General features: G+C 65.2%; 14 protein-coding genes. 9 read left to right on the top strand and 5 right to left on the bottom strand.

Annotated elements, in window-relative coordinates; genetic code table 11:
* From ABIV12_RS10525 to ABIV12_RS10505, 5 genes are all read left to right on the top strand, one after another.
* Positions 1-1,763 (top strand): DUF6600 domain-containing protein (locus ABIV12_RS10525; RefSeq protein ID WP_348059003.1); only part of this gene is annotated, 1,763 nt, incomplete at its 5' end.
* Between the two features lie 87 nt (positions 1,764-1,850).
* Positions 1,851-2,051, top strand: coding sequence for a sulfur carrier protein ThiS (gene thiS, locus ABIV12_RS10520; RefSeq protein WP_348059001.1), 201 nt, complete (start codon positions 1,851-1,853; stop codon positions 2,049-2,051).
* A 65-nt stretch (positions 2,052-2,116) separates the two neighbouring features.
* Positions 2,117-2,926: a thiazole synthase gene (locus ABIV12_RS10515; protein WP_348058999.1), complete on the top strand. Its 810-nt coding sequence runs from the start codon at positions 2,117-2,119 to the stop codon at positions 2,924-2,926.
* A 5-nt stretch (positions 2,927-2,931) separates the two neighbouring features.
* Positions 2,932-3,627 carry a tRNA (guanosine(46)-N7)-methyltransferase TrmB gene (gene trmB / locus ABIV12_RS10510; protein ID WP_348058997.1) on the top strand — a complete coding sequence of 232 codons (696 nt, stop codon included), beginning with the start codon at positions 2,932-2,934 and terminating at the stop codon, positions 3,625-3,627.
* Positions 3,628-3,666: 39 nt separating this feature from the next.
* Positions 3,667-5,520, top strand: a complete 1,854-nt coding sequence (locus ABIV12_RS10505; protein ID WP_348058995.1) for an SLC13 family permease — start codon at positions 3,667-3,669, stop codon at positions 5,518-5,520.
* Between the two features lie 19 nt (positions 5,521-5,539).
* Here the strand turns inward: ABIV12_RS10505 and ABIV12_RS10500 are convergent, their stop codons facing one another.
* Complete coding sequence (locus tag ABIV12_RS10500; RefSeq protein WP_348058993.1) at positions 5,540-5,869, bottom strand: Rieske (2Fe-2S) protein; 330 nt, start codon at positions 5,867-5,869, stop codon at positions 5,540-5,542.
* A gap of 95 nt (positions 5,870-5,964) precedes the next feature.
* On the opposite strand from ABIV12_RS10500, the gene ABIV12_RS10495 reads away from it, so the two are divergent.
* The 3 genes from ABIV12_RS10495 to yedA all read left to right on the top strand — a co-directional run bounded on the left by ABIV12_RS10495 (position 5,965) and on the right by yedA (position 8,200).
* Positions 5,965-6,270, top strand: a complete 306-nt coding sequence (locus tag ABIV12_RS10495; protein ID WP_348058992.1) for a hypothetical protein — start codon at positions 5,965-5,967, stop codon at positions 6,268-6,270.
* A 59-nt stretch (positions 6,271-6,329) separates the two neighbouring features.
* The gene (locus ABIV12_RS10490) at positions 6,330-7,193 is read left to right on the top strand and encodes a methylated-DNA--[protein]-cysteine S-methyltransferase (RefSeq protein ID WP_348058991.1); all 864 of its coding nucleotides are present in this window, start codon (positions 6,330-6,332) and stop codon (positions 7,191-7,193) included.
* Between the two features lie 89 nt (positions 7,194-7,282).
* Entirely contained in the window at positions 7,283-8,200 is a 918-nt protein-coding gene (yedA, locus tag ABIV12_RS10485; protein WP_348058990.1) for a drug/metabolite exporter YedA, read from the top strand.
* A gap of 155 nt (positions 8,201-8,355) precedes the next feature.
* Here the strand turns inward: yedA and ABIV12_RS10480 are convergent, their stop codons facing one another.
* The 4 genes from ABIV12_RS10480 to ABIV12_RS10465 are packed head-to-tail and all read right to left on the bottom strand — an operon-like array spanning position 8,356 to position 12,883.
* Positions 8,356-9,660: an ABC transporter permease gene (locus ABIV12_RS10480; protein ID WP_348058988.1), complete on the bottom strand. Its 1,305-nt coding sequence runs from the start codon at positions 9,658-9,660 to the stop codon at positions 8,356-8,358.
* A 10-nt stretch (positions 9,661-9,670) separates the two neighbouring features.
* A complete protein-coding gene (locus tag ABIV12_RS10475; RefSeq protein WP_348058986.1) occupies positions 9,671-10,840 on the bottom strand; it encodes an ABC transporter permease in 1,170 nt (389 codons plus the stop codon).
* A 54-nt stretch (positions 10,841-10,894) separates the two neighbouring features.
* Positions 10,895-11,584 carry an ABC transporter ATP-binding protein gene (locus ABIV12_RS10470; protein WP_348058984.1) on the bottom strand — a complete coding sequence of 230 codons (690 nt, stop codon included), beginning with the start codon at positions 11,582-11,584 and terminating at the stop codon, positions 10,895-10,897.
* Between the two features lie 57 nt (positions 11,585-11,641).
* Positions 11,642-12,883 (bottom strand): efflux RND transporter periplasmic adaptor subunit, encoded by a 1,242-nt coding sequence (locus tag ABIV12_RS10465; RefSeq protein WP_348058982.1) that lies wholly within the window; start codon positions 12,881-12,883, stop codon positions 11,642-11,644.
* Between the two features lie 196 nt (positions 12,884-13,079).
* Here ABIV12_RS10465 and ABIV12_RS10460 point away from each other — a divergent pair.
* A partial coding sequence (locus tag ABIV12_RS10460) for a fumarylacetoacetate hydrolase family protein (RefSeq protein ID WP_348058980.1) occupies positions 13,080-13,648 on the top strand: 569 nt, incomplete at its 3' end.

Raw genomic sequence — 13,648 nt, 5'->3', positions numbered from 1 at the left:
TCGATGACAACGGATCGTGGAACGACGAGCCCGATTACGGCCATGTGTGGTATCCGACCACGGTCGCCGCGGACTGGGCGCCCTACCGGTCGGGCCATTGGTCGTGGATCGACCCGTGGGGCTGGACCTGGGTCGACAACGCCTCATGGGGCTTCGCACCGTTTCACTACGGACGCTGGGCGTACGTCGGCAATCGCTGGGGCTGGTGCCCGGGTGAGCGCCGTTGGGGCTCGGTCTATGCGCCGGCACTGGTGGGCTTCGCTGGTGGCGCCGGCTGGGGCGTCGGGATCTCCGTGCGTGGCGGTGGCGGGCCGGTGGGTTGGTTCCCGCTTGGACCGCGCGACGTGTACGTGCCGTGGTACCACGCGTCGCGTGGCTACTTCACCAACGTGAACATCCGCAACTCGCGCTCGATCACCAACATCAACATCACCAACGTCTACAACAACTACTCGTCGGGTCGTCCGATCGGCAACGTGAATTACGCCTACCAGCGCAATGAACGTGCGATCACCGCGGTGTCGCGGGAGACGTTTGTGGGCGCTCGTCCTGTCGGAGGCGCGCGGGTGCAGGTGAACCAGAACATGTTGCGCAATTCGCAGGTGAGCAGCCGTGTCGCCATCGCACCGACGCGCGCGAGCTTCGTCGCAGCGGGCGCCGAACGCGGTCGCGCTGCTCCGCCGTCGGCTGCACTTGATCGGCGCGTGATTGCCCGCACTGCTCCGCCGGCCGCTGCGGTGCCGTTCGCATCCCGGATCCAGGCGATCCAGCGCAACGAATCGCGGCCTCTTGCCGGCAACCAGTTGCGGCCGGAGGCCGGCACTCGCGTCGCAGCGCCGGCGAATGCCGCGGCGGCATCTCGCGTGCAGGTCGTCGGTCGAGGAAATACTTCGCAGCCGCAGGCGCTGCCGCTTCGTGGCGCTGCAGCGTCGCGAGCGGATGCTGCCAGCGAGCGTTCGGTACAGCAACCCGTGCGTGGCAACCCTGCCATGCCGGCCGCTCGCACGCCGGGCGTTGCTCCGACAAACCCCGCCAGCACGCGCGCACCTGACGTTCGCAACGCCACGGAACCGACGACCGGGCGCGGTTCGCTGCCGTCGTCGCGCTTTGCGCCGCAACGTCGCGGCGATGCCGAAAACGCTGCGGCGAATCCGGGGCGGGTGAACACCCCGAACTCGCGCAGCGTTCCGTCGGCCGAGGATTCTCGCTCCAGTCCGGCGGGTCGCAACGCACCCGCCAACAGCCCGGCAAACTCGCGCAATGTTCAGCCAGCCGCGTCGTCGAACCTGCGTCAGATGCAGGATCGTTCGGTGCCGGACCGTTCGGCAACGACGCCCACGCGCAACGCGCCGCCGGTCCAACAGCAACGGTATGCGCCCCAGGCGCCAGCCCGTGAGGTGCAGCAGCCGCGCGAGACCCGTCAGAGTCCGACGCAGCAACAGCGTTCGATGACGCAGCCGTCGCCGGTTCGCGAGGCGCCGCAGCGGGAGATCCGCCAAGCGCAGCCGCAGCGAGAGGCGCCGCAGCGGGAGATCCGCCAGGCGCAGCCGCAGCGGGAAATGCAGCAGCAGCGCTCGGCACCCGTGCAGCAGATGCGCGAGGCACCCCAGCAGCAGGTCCGCCAGGCACCTCAGCCACAACAGCGGCAGGCACCGCCGCCACAGCAGCGCCAGGCCGAGCCTGCCCAGCGCGAGCAGGCGCCGGCACGCTCGCAGCCGCAGGAACGCGGCAGAAAGGATGACGACGACAGAAATCGCCGCTGATCCAGGGTGAGTGAAGTGAACGGACGCCGCGCACTGCGCGGCGTCTTTTTTTGGGCTCATCGCTGCGCACGCGTTTAGAATGCGCGGATGAAGATCGTTCTCAACGGCCACGAGCGGGAGTTCGAAGCGCCCCTCACGCTTGCGGAGCTTCTCGACGAAGCCGGCTTCGGCGAACGCCGCGTCGCGGTCGAAGTCAATCTGCACATCATTCCACGCAGCCGCCATGCCGAGTATTCGATCGCAGCCGGCGACCGGATCGAGATCGTCCACGCAATCGGCGGCGGCTGACACGCGCCGCGCCGAATGCAGCGCACTGGGTGAACCCCGTTGCCCCACCTTTTGTCTGGAAACGCATGAACGTCCTCGCCGCAGAACCCCTCGACAAAGCCGACACGTTGCATGTCGCCGGCATGCCCTTTCGTTCGCGCCTGCTGACCGGGACCGGAAAATTCCGCGACCTCGACCAAACGCGGCGCGCGACGGAAGCCGCCGGCGCGCAAATCGTCACGGTTGCGATCCGGCGCATGAACATCGGCCAGAACCCTGGAGAGCCGAACCTGCTCGACGTGCTGCCGCCTGATCGCTATACGATCCTGCCGAATACGGCGGGCTGCTACACCGCCGACGATGCGATCCGCACCTGCCGGCTTGCGCGCGAGCTGCTCGACGGACGCACGCTGGTGAAACTGGAAGTGCTCGGCGACCAGAAGACGCTGTTCCCGGATGTGGTGGCGACGCTGGAAGCGGCGCAGGTGCTGGTCAAGGAGGGTTTCCACGTGATGGTCTACACCTCCGACGATCCCATTCTGGCGCGGCGGCTCGAAGACATCGGCTGCGTCGCGGTGATGCCTCTGGCCGCACCGATCGGCTCCGGGCTCGGCATCCAGAACCGCTACAACCTGCTGGAGATCATCGAGAACGCGAACGTGCCGATCATCGTCGACGCCGGCGTCGGCACCGCGTCCGATGCCGCCATCGCGATGGAACTCGGCTGTGACGGCGTACTGATGAACACCGCAATTGCCGGTGCCAAGGATCCGGTGCTGATGGCGCACGCGATGAAACTGGCGGTCGAAGCCGGTCGTGCCGCGTTTCGCGCCGGACGCATTCCTCGCAAGCGCTACGCATCGGCGTCCAGCCCGATCGACGGCACGATCGCCTGATCGTGATGACCGTGCCCGCCGACCAACCGGTAGCGCGGCGCATCCGCAGCTTCGTGCTGCGCCAAGGGCGGCTCACACCGGCGCAACAACGTGCGTTTGACGATCACTGGTCACGCTACGGGATCGAGCCGGCCGGCGTGCCACGCGACTTTGCCGCGCTGTTCGGTCGCGTCGCTCCGCTGGTGCTGGAAATCGGATTCGGCAACGGCAGCCAATTGCTGCATTCGTGCACTACCGAACCGTCGCGCGACTTCATTGGCGTCGAAGTGCATCGCCCCGGCGTCGGCCGACTGATGAACGATCTTGCCAAGGCGAATCTCGCCAACGCGAAACTCTACAACCACGACGCGGTTGAGGTGCTTGAAGCGGAGATCCCGCCCGGCGCGCTGGCCGAAGCCCGCATTTATTTTCCGGATCCGTGGCACAAGAAGCGCCACAACAAGCGTCGGCTGATCCAGCCGGATTTCCTCGCACTGCTCGCTTCGCGCGTTGCACCCGGCGGGCGCCTGCATCTGGCGACCGACTGGGCCGACTACGCCGACCACATGCGCGAGATGCTCGACGCCGCGCCGGACTGGGTTGCCGATCCGACGCACGCGCGAACCGAGGAACGACCGCCGTGGCGGATCGAAACGCATTTCGAGGCGCGCGGCGTCCGTCTCGGTCACGGCGTCTGGGATTTCGTCCATGTCCGTCGCTGAGCTCTCGACGCGCCGGCTTTTTTCGGGAAATCATCGGGCATGGATGCCGGCCTGACCCTCACCACCAACATGGCGCTGGTGTTCGGCCTGCTCGGGTTCACCGTGCTGATGCTGGTGCTCGAATGGATCCGCGCCGATCTGGTCGCTTTGCTGGTGATCGTGGTCATCGGCATCACGCGCCTCCTGCCGGTGGAACAGTTGTTCGAGGGCTTTGCCGGCAACGCGGTGATCTCGCTGATCGCGGTGATGATCATGGGTGCCGGGCTCGATCGCACCGGGATGCTGGGCAAGGCGGCGGCGGTGATCCTGCGCCTCGCCGGCGGCGTGGAGACGCGCGTCTCGCTGCTGATCAACGGGATGGTCGGCAGTCTTTCGTCGGTGATCCAGAGCCAGGCGCTGAGCGCATTGTTCCTGCCGGTGGTCAGTCGCGTCAGCTCGCGCACCGGCTTGCCGCTGAAGCGCCTGCTGCTGCCGATGGCCTGCATGATCCTGTGCGGCACCAATGTCACGATGATCTCGAACTCTCCGCTGATTCTTCTCAACGACCTGATCGCCAGTGCGAACCGCAACCTGCCGCCCGGCGCTCAGACGATCCAGACCTTCACGCTGTTCTCGATCGCACCGATCGGCATCCCGCTGCTGCTCGGCGGCCTGGCCTATTTCGCGTTGTTCACCAAGCGGCTGTTTCCGGGTGACGAAGAGGACCGGCAGAAGGTCACCCCCGGGCGCACCGAAACCTACTTTGCTGAAACCTACGGCATCGACGGCGACGTGCTCGAACTGCTGGTGACCACCGACAGCCCGCTGGTCGGCATGAGCGTTGGCGAAGTGGAGCAGTTGCGGGGAGCACCGCTGATCCTCGCACTGAAGACCGGCAATGAGGCGCGTCTTGCTCCGCCGACCGACCAGATGATCTGGGTCGGCAGCGTGCTCGGCGTGCTCGGCAAGCGCGAGGCGGTCAACGAATTCGCGAACACGCAGCTGTGCCAGGTGCAGACACGCCTGCGAAATTTCGCCGATCTGTTCAATCCGACCCGCGCCGGCATTTCCGAAGCGGTGATCCCGCCGAACTCGCGCTGGATCAAACAGTCGGTCGGCGACCTTCGATTGCGCAAGACGCACGGCATCTCGGTGCTCGCGGTCAATCGCGGCGAGCAGGTGTTTCGCGAAGACGTGCGCAACGTCGCGCTGCGCGCCGGCGACACCATGGTGCTGCACAGCTTCTGGCGTGACCTGGCGCAGACTGCCGAATCGCACGACTTCGTGGTCGTCACCGACTATCCGAAAGAGGAACAGCGACCGAGCAAGATCTGGCATGCCGCGTTCTTCTTCACGCTTGCCATGTCGCTCGGCCTTTTCACCGACATCCGGCTGTCCATCGCGATGCTCGTCGGCGCGGTCGGCATGCTGTTGACCGGCGTGCTCAACATGGACGAGGCCTACGGCGCGATCAACTGGAAGACGATCTTCACCCTCGCCTGCCTGATCCCGCTCGGCTGGGCGATGGACTCCACCGGCGCCGCGGCATGGATCGCGCAGGAAGTACTCGTCTACATGGGCAACTGGCCGCAGTGGGGATTGCAGGCGGTGGTCGCGATCATCACGCTGCTGTGCGCGCAGGTCGTGTCGAACGTCGGCGCCACCGTGATGATGGTGCCGATGGCGATCAACGTTGCGCTGGCGTCCGGTGGCAATCCGTCAATCTACGCGCTGATCGTCGCGATCTCGACCTCGAACGTCTTCATCATGCCGAGTGCGAATCCGGTGATCATGATCGTCGCCGGACCAGGCGGTTACCGGCGGCGGGATTTCCTGCGCGTCGGCATTCCGCTGACCTTCGTGATGCTGACGATCATGCTGGTGGCGGTGAATCTGGTGTTCGGGCGCTCCTGATCACCCGCTTTCCCGACGTTCAGCGCAAACGCACTTCGCCGTCGATCACCGCGAGCGGCATCGCAACGAGTCCGTTACGGCAGGGACCGCCGAGGCAGGCGCCGGAGTCGACCGCGAACGTCGCGCCATGCACCGCACAGGTGATCCGGCCATCACGCACCAGAAAGCGCCCGGGCGCGAAATCGAGATTGCGCCCGGCGTGCGGGCACTCGTTGTGGTACGCGAAGATACGCTCGCCCTGACGCAGCACGACCAGGTCGAAACCGCCGGTTGAGGTGTCCACACGTACCCCGATCGCACCGCCATCGGGGATGTCTTCAAACCGGCACAGTGGCGCAGCGTCGTTCATGCAATCGTTCAGCACTTGCCTGCGCTGCGGAATGCCCCAAGATGGGAACAGCAGCGACCGGACGGGCGCGCATTTTCGCATACGGAGTACGGTCGATGTTCCAGCACAGATTCCGCATCGTTCGAGCGCGCAATCCGCTGGTGCGCGTGCTGGTAGGGCTGGTTGGACTGGTGCTCGCCGCGCTGTTGTTGACGATCGGCGTGTTCGCGCTGGCGGCGCTGGTGGTTGGCGCCGGCATTTTCATGTTGGTCCGCGCATTGCGACCCGGTGCGGTTCGGTCAGCGCCGGTCTCCCAGCCCGCATCGCCGTCGCCAGGCGTGATCGAAGGCGAATTCACGGTGGTTGCGGAGGGCACTGCCTCGCCGTCACCGGCGCAGCGATCCACCTCGCCGGCGCACTGATCCGGAAGGGTCGCAAGATCCGGATGGTGACCTGTCCGACCGCGCTCTAATCTAGGGGCATGAACAAGCCCGCCAGTGCTGCGCATGACCCACTCGAGCGCGCGCGTTCGCTGATCGAATCCACCCGCGGGGAAAATGCGGGACTGTCCGCACTCGCCGCTGCCGTCGGCCTCAGTCCGACCTACCTGCAGCGTCGGTTCCGCGAACGATTCGGGCTATCGCCCGCCGAATACGCGCGCCAGATCAAGCTTGGTTCCTTCAAGTCGGCGTTGCGCGAGGGAAGCCGGGTCACCGACGCGATCTACGATGCCGGTTTCGGGTCGGGCAGCCGCGTGTACGAACAGGCCAGCGCACACCTTGGAATGACACCCGGCGACTACCGCCGCGGCGGAGCCGGGACGGAGCTGCGCTTCACGACCGTCGCAACCGCGCTCGGAGCCGTGCTGGTCGCAGCCACCGCGCGCGGGATCTGCGCAGTGTCGGTCGGGCGCGCCGACGACGAACTGACGGCCCGCTTGCGAAACGAGTTTCCAAACGCGCACATGGAACGCATCGATGACGGCCGCGACGAATGGTTGGTCGCGGTGATCGAGCGCGTGGTCGCGGGGCTTTCGGGCGACACGCCATCGCATGCGCAACTGCCGCCACTGGATGTCCGCGCGACTGCATTCCAGTGGCGCGTATGGCAGGCATTGACGCGCATTCCAGCGGGCGAGACGCGCACCTATGCGCAGATCGCGGAAGCGATCGATGCACCACGTTCCGCGCGGGCAATCGCAAACGCATGCGGCGCGAACCGGCTGGCCTTCGTGGTGCCGTGCCATCGCGTCGTGCGCACCGATGGGCAACCGGGCGGTTGGCGCTGGGGCCCTCCACTGAAGCGGCGCCTTCTCGCGATGGAATCCCGAGTGGCTCCCGGCTGATCGGTCGATCCGGTTCTCGCGCCGCACTCGGCCGGTGCACTATTCTCCTGTCCCGCGCACCCGCGCGGCCTACTTTTCTCGCCCCGCCCATGACTGATGCATCCCGTTTCGATCCGGTCGAAGCGCCGGCGACGCCGGTCCTGTTGAGCCGGCGCGTGCTGGTGCCGCTCGCACTGCTCTCGCTGTATCTCGTGTGGGGATCGACCTATCTCGCCATCCGCGTGGCGGTGGCGAGCTACCCGCCATTCCTGATGGCGGCGGTGCGCTTCCTGTGTGCCGGCGGAATCCTCTACGCGTTCCTCCGCTGGCGCGGCATGGCGGCGCCAACGCGCGCCCAATGGCTCAATTCGGCGTTCGCCGGCACGATGCTGCTCGGCTTCGGCAATGGGCTCGTCTGCTTCGCAGAGCAAACCGTCGCCTCGGGACTCTCTGCAGTCGCCGTCGCGAGCATGCCGTTGTTTGCCGCGGTGTTTGGCGGTTTATACGGCCACTGGCCCAAGCGCATGGAATGGCTCGGACTTGGCGTCGGCTTCGCCGGCGTGATCCTGCTCAACCTCGGCGGCAGCATGGCCGGATCGCCGATCGGCGCGATCGCGTTGATCGTCGCCGCCGGCTCGTGGGCGTTCGGTTCGGTCTGGAGCAAGCATCGCGACATGCCGCCAGCCGCGATGAACACCGCGGCGCAGATGCTGACCGGCGGCACGGTCATCCTGATCTTCGCCCTGTCGATCGGCGAACGCTGGCCGGTCGCACCGCCACTGTCGGCAAGTCTCGCCGTCGTCTATCTGGTGGTCGCCGGCTCACTGATTGGATTCAGTGCGTATCTCTACGTGCTCAACCATGTCCGACCCGCACTTGCAATGAGCTACGCGTACGTCAACCCGCCGGTCGCGGTGCTCTTCGGCGCGCTGTTGTACGGCGAGATCGTGCACGGGTTCGATCTGGTGGCAATGGCGGTGATCCTCGCCGGCGTCGTGCTTATCGCGCTGGCGCGCGAGCGGTCGTGATGCGGCTCGCGCGACAAGTGCCAGAACCGTCAGGACTTGACCACCAAGAACACGAAGAAGAAAAGCGATCGGCCTGGTGCAGCGCAGTCTTCCAGGCTTTCCCTTCGTGTCCTTCGTGTTGTTCGTCGTTCAATCCCTTCAAGGCGTTCCCGCGATCACAGTTCCCGCAGCGCCGTCGTCACCGGCAGGCGCGCGGCGCGCAGAGCCGGGAACACGCCGCCGACGAACCCGATTGCCAGCGCCCATTTGAGCCCGCTGGCGATCAGCGCTGGCGACACCTTGAACGCAAACACGACCTGGCTGAAGTTGCTGCCGAGCGTTGATACCGTGTAGTTGTTGAAGATCAGCCAGGTCACTGCAGCGCCGAGAATGCCGCCGAGCAGCGCCAGCAGCATCGTCTCGAGCAGTACCGATACCACGACAGGCAGTCCGCGAAATCCGATCGCGCGCAGCGTTGCAATCTCGCGCGCACGCGTCGCCACAGCGGCGTACATCGTGTTGAGTGCGCCAAACACCGCGCCGATGCCCATGATCGAACCGATCACGATGCCGATGATGCGAATGATCTTGCTGAGATTTTCCGACTGCGCGCTGTAGTAGTCGCCGGTCGTCTTCACATCCACCTTGAGGCGCGGATCGGCCGCGATGCCCGCCTTCAGCGTTTCGATGGCCTCCGGCGACGTCAGGCGAACAGTGATCGACTGATAGCCCGTGCGCCGGTAGGTGGTCGAGACGGTTTCGACATCGCCCCAGAGTTCCGATTCGTGCGCGTCGCCCGAGGTGAACACGCCAACCACGTCCCACTGCTGGTTCGCGAGGTTGAGCTTCGATCCGACACTCAGGCCGGTGAATTGCGCGAGCGCACCCTTGCCGACAACGAGTTCGCGAAGTCCCGGCTTGAACGAACGCCCTTCCGCGATTTTCACGTTCGGGCGCAGTTCGAACGCCTGTTCGCCGACGCCGCGGATTTCGACATTCGCATCGGTGCCGCTGCTCTTCTTCGGCAGGTTCGCCACCACCACCAGTTCGGGAGACGCGACCGGCTTGCCCTTCGCGTCCTTGACGATGCCGGGCTCCTGCGCGATCAGCGTGAAGTCGTCGCGCGAGACGCCCGAACTGAGTTCGGCCGTCGCTCCACCGCGCATGATGATCGCGGTGTCGGCGTCTCCGGTTTGCTGCAGGGTCTGGCGGAACCCCTCGCCCATGGCGAGCAACGCGACAAGTACGCCGACCACGCCTGCGATGCCGACCACGATCACCGACGACGACCCCAGTCGCTGCGGAATCGTCGCGATGCCGACACGGGTGACCGACCACGCTTGTCGGCCGGTACGGGTCGTCGCCATCCAGACCGCGAGCAGCAATGCAAGGATCCCCACCACGGCGATCGGCACGACGACGAGGACCGCGATCACGGCGATCACGACGACCACGGTGATGACATTGATCAACAGATTCATCGAAAGCTCCTCAACGTCCGGCCAACGCGTCGACGATGCGCAGACGCATCCCGCGCAACGCAGGCAACAATCCGACCACGATTCCAATGCCGATCATCCACACCAGACCGGTGATCCACGTCGACACGCCGATCGGTGGAAAATTCATGCGCCCGCCACTGCCTGCATTGAGCGCCGGCAACAGGACCTGCGCGAGCAACAACCCGAGCGTTCCACCGAGCACGATCAACAGGATCGATTCGGCGAGGACCAGACCGAGCACGCTCGCGTTCGAAAAACCGAGCGTCTTCAACACGGCCAGTTCGGGAATCCGTTCGCGCACCGCTTGAGCCATCGTGTTGCCGGTCAGCAGCACCAGCGTGAAGAATACCGCCGCCATGATCGCCCCGACGATCAGGCCGATGTCACCCAGTTGCTTGACGAACGCGAGGTTGAACGCTTCCTCGGTCTGCGTCTTGGTTTCGTGGTCGGAGTTGGCGGAGATCGCGTCGATCGCCGCGGCAACCTGCTCGGAATGTTTCGGGTCGTCGACCTGCGCGATGTACCAGCCGACGGTGCCCTCGCCAAAGCCGCGGCCTTCGTTGAAGTAATCCCAGCGGAACAGCAACTGGTTCTCGATGCCGCGCATCTTCGCTTCACTCGCCTTGAAGATGCCGACGATGTCGAAGGTCCAGGTGGTGTCGCCGCTCGACTTGTTGGTGAAGATCGCGCCCTTGATCGGAATCTTGTCGCCGATCTTCAGATTCAGCGCCTTCGCCGCCGCCTCACCGATCAACGCGCCGGTGCGGGTCGATTCGAATGCCTTGCGCTGATCGGCGGACAAAACGATTTCGGGATAGACATCCAGATAACCCGGGTTGATCGCGATCTGGAACATCTGCTGCTGGTTCTTCGGATCCTGGTAGTAGCCGCCAAACCAGTTCGCATAGGCGACGTCCTTCACATCGGGCACCGACTGGATGCGCTGCAGAAGACTCTGCGGCAGCGACTGGATGATCGAGATGCGCGAACTCACCACGAGCCGGTTGACACCGGCGGCACTCGGCGGCGCATCGAAGGTGCTGCGCACTGCAGCGAGCAGACCGAACAGCAGGAACGCCGCAAGCACCGACAGCAGCGTGAACAGGGTTCGCGTCTTGCGGCGGAACAGCGCGGCCCAGACGAGATGGAAGTATTTCATGCGTGCACCTTGGTGGTGGCGATCAGGCGTCGTATTCGTCGGCGTTGAAGCGGGCTAGGCGACTTCTGCGCTTTCGACCAGCGTGCCCTTGTCGAGATGCAACACGTGGCGCGCGTGCTCGGCGGCTTTCGGGTCATGGGTGACCATGATGATCGTCTTGCCATGGTCGCGGTTGAGACTCTGCAACAGGCCGAGCACGTCTTCAGCGGATTGCCGGTCGAGGTCTCCGGTCGGTTCGTCGCAGACCAGCAATTGCGGATCCGACACGATTGCGCGCGCGATGGCGACGCGCTGCTGCTGGCCACCCGACAACTCGTTCGGCTTGTGCGATGCGCGCTCGGCAAGGCCGACCAGTTGCAGTGCGATACTCGCGTTCTTCTTGCGCTGGGCGGCAGACAGTTTTGTCAACAGCAACGGCAGCTCGACGTTCTTCTGCGCGGAGAGCATTGGCAGCAGGTTGTAGAACTGGAAAATGAAGCCGACGTGGTTCGAGCGCCACTTCGCGAGCGCGCCTTCACCGAGCTGATCGATGCGCTGGCCGCCGACGCTGAGCGTTCCTTCGGACGGCGAATCGAGTCCGCCGATCAGGTTGAGCAGCGTCGTCTTGCCCGATCCCGAGGGACCCATCAGCGCGAGGAAGTCGCCTTCCGCGATGTCGAGATTCACGTGATGCAGGACCTCGACCTTCTGCTTGCCGCGCGTGTAGGTCTTGCTGAGGTTGCGGATTTCGACCAAGTTCGCCATGACATTTCCCAGGTTGTGGAATCTCATTCGACGCAGCGCGGTGCGCGTGCTTCGCTGTTACTTCGCCGCTGTCTTCACGTCGACTTTCGCGCCATCGGCCATTCCGGCCGGAGGCTCGCGCACCACGCGGGTTCCTGCGGCAAGACCCTCGACCATGCGCAGGTCACCAAGACTCTGACCTGTAACGACGGCACGCAGCCGCGCCTTGTCCGCTTCGATCGCGAACACGACGCTCTTGCCATCGCGCTGCACGATGCTGGTAGCTGGCACGAGCACGCCCTTCGGTGGCGGCGCCGGTGTGTTGGCAGCCCGCGCTTCCTCGAGGAACGACACGCGCACGCCCATGTCCGGCACAATGCGCGCGTCCTTCTGGTCGAAGCCGACGCGCACCTTGATGGTGGCCTTACCGCGATCGGCGGTCGGAATGATCGCGATCACATGACCGGGGATCTTCCAGTCCGGATACGCATCGAGCACCGCCTCGGTCGGCTGCCCCGCGATCACCCGGTTGATGTAGGACTCGTTGACATCCACTTCGACTTCGAGCGACTCCATGTCGACGATCGTGCCGACGCCCGTACGCGTGAATCCGCCGCCTGCCGACAGCGGCGACACGATTTCACCCGGCTGCGCGGCTTTTGCGATCACCACGCCGGCAAACGGTGCACGCACCGTGCAATAGTCGAGTTGCACCTGCGCGCCGTCGACCGCCGCCTTGGCGACTTCGATCTGCCGGCGCTGCGCCTCGATCTGCGCAGACTGCGTTTCCACCTGCGTATTCGCCAGTTCGACTGCCTGACGCGACACCAGCTTGCGGCCGACCAGATCCTGCGCGCGCGACAGATCGCGGTTGCTTTGACCCAGTTGCGCCTGGAGCAGCTTCAACTGCGATTGCGCCGCCTTGAATCCTGCCTGCGTCTGCGCCAGCGCCGCGCGCTGCGCCGTGCTCTCGAGATGCGCCAGCACCTGCCCCGCCTCGACGTGCTCACCTTCCTCGATCAGCACGTCGAGCAGCGTACCGGTGATCTGCGCGGACACCGTGGCCTGGCGGCGCGCCGTGACGTAACCCGTGGCTTGCAGCACTGCGGTGGCTCCGGCCGCACCCGGCGCGGGCGCCGTGGCCGTCACCGCCTGCACCTCGATTGCGTTGCCGCCGCGCAGAAACCACCATCCAGCAGCGGCAAGAGCGGCAACGAGCAGCAACACACCCACCACGATGCCGACGACGGCGCCGGTCGAGCGACCCTCCGGTTCGCTGCGATCGATGCGCAACTGGTTCAGCAGTTCCGATTTCTCCACGTTCCGCAATCCTGCAAACCAAGGTCATCAAGTCTGCCATAGAGTCGGCGAATCGACGCGAGGCAGCAAGGCGCGGCGGTCACACGACGGACATGACATCTGTCATTCGCGTCGTTCGTGGCAATCGGCCCGAGCCGCACACGCGTCCTTCAAGCGCACTGCTATCCTTCCCGTTTCCAACGCATTCCCCTCGTCCATGCCAACCGTCATCGCCTCTCCCGCCATTCCGAGTCTTCCCGTCGCAGGAACGACGTCGCGCTTTCCGATCCACCGCATCTACTGCATCGGTCGCAACTATGCCGATCACGCCCGGGAAATGGGCGCATCGGTCGAACGAACCCAGCCGATGTTCTTCATGAAGCCCGCCGACGCGGTCGTCACCGATGGCGCCGACGTGCGCTACCCGTCGGCGACGCAGGATCTGCATCACGAGGTCGAAATGATCGTTGCGCTGTCTGACGGCGGTCGCGACATTCCGCTCGCGCGCGCGCTCGATTGCGTCTTTGGCTATGGAGTGGGGCTCGACCTCACCCGCCGCGACCTGCAATCCGCGGCAAAGGCGAAGGGTCATCCGTGGGACGTGGCAAAGGGGTTCGACCACTCGGCGCCCGCATCGATGCTCCATCCGGTTTCGGTGGTCGGCCATCCGCGGCACGCGTCGATGTCGCTCGCGGTCAACGGGGAAGTGCGCCAGCAGTCCGATATCGCCGAGATGATCTTTCCGGTCGATGCGATCATTCACGAGCTGTCGCGACTGTGGGAACT

This window comes from Dokdonella sp. (assembly GCF_039926425.1).
Lineage (GTDB): Bacteria > Pseudomonadota > Gammaproteobacteria > Xanthomonadales > Rhodanobacteraceae > Dokdonella_A.
The sequence above is the reverse complement of the archived record's forward strand: the minus strand, read 5'-3'. Positions and strand labels throughout refer to the sequence as shown.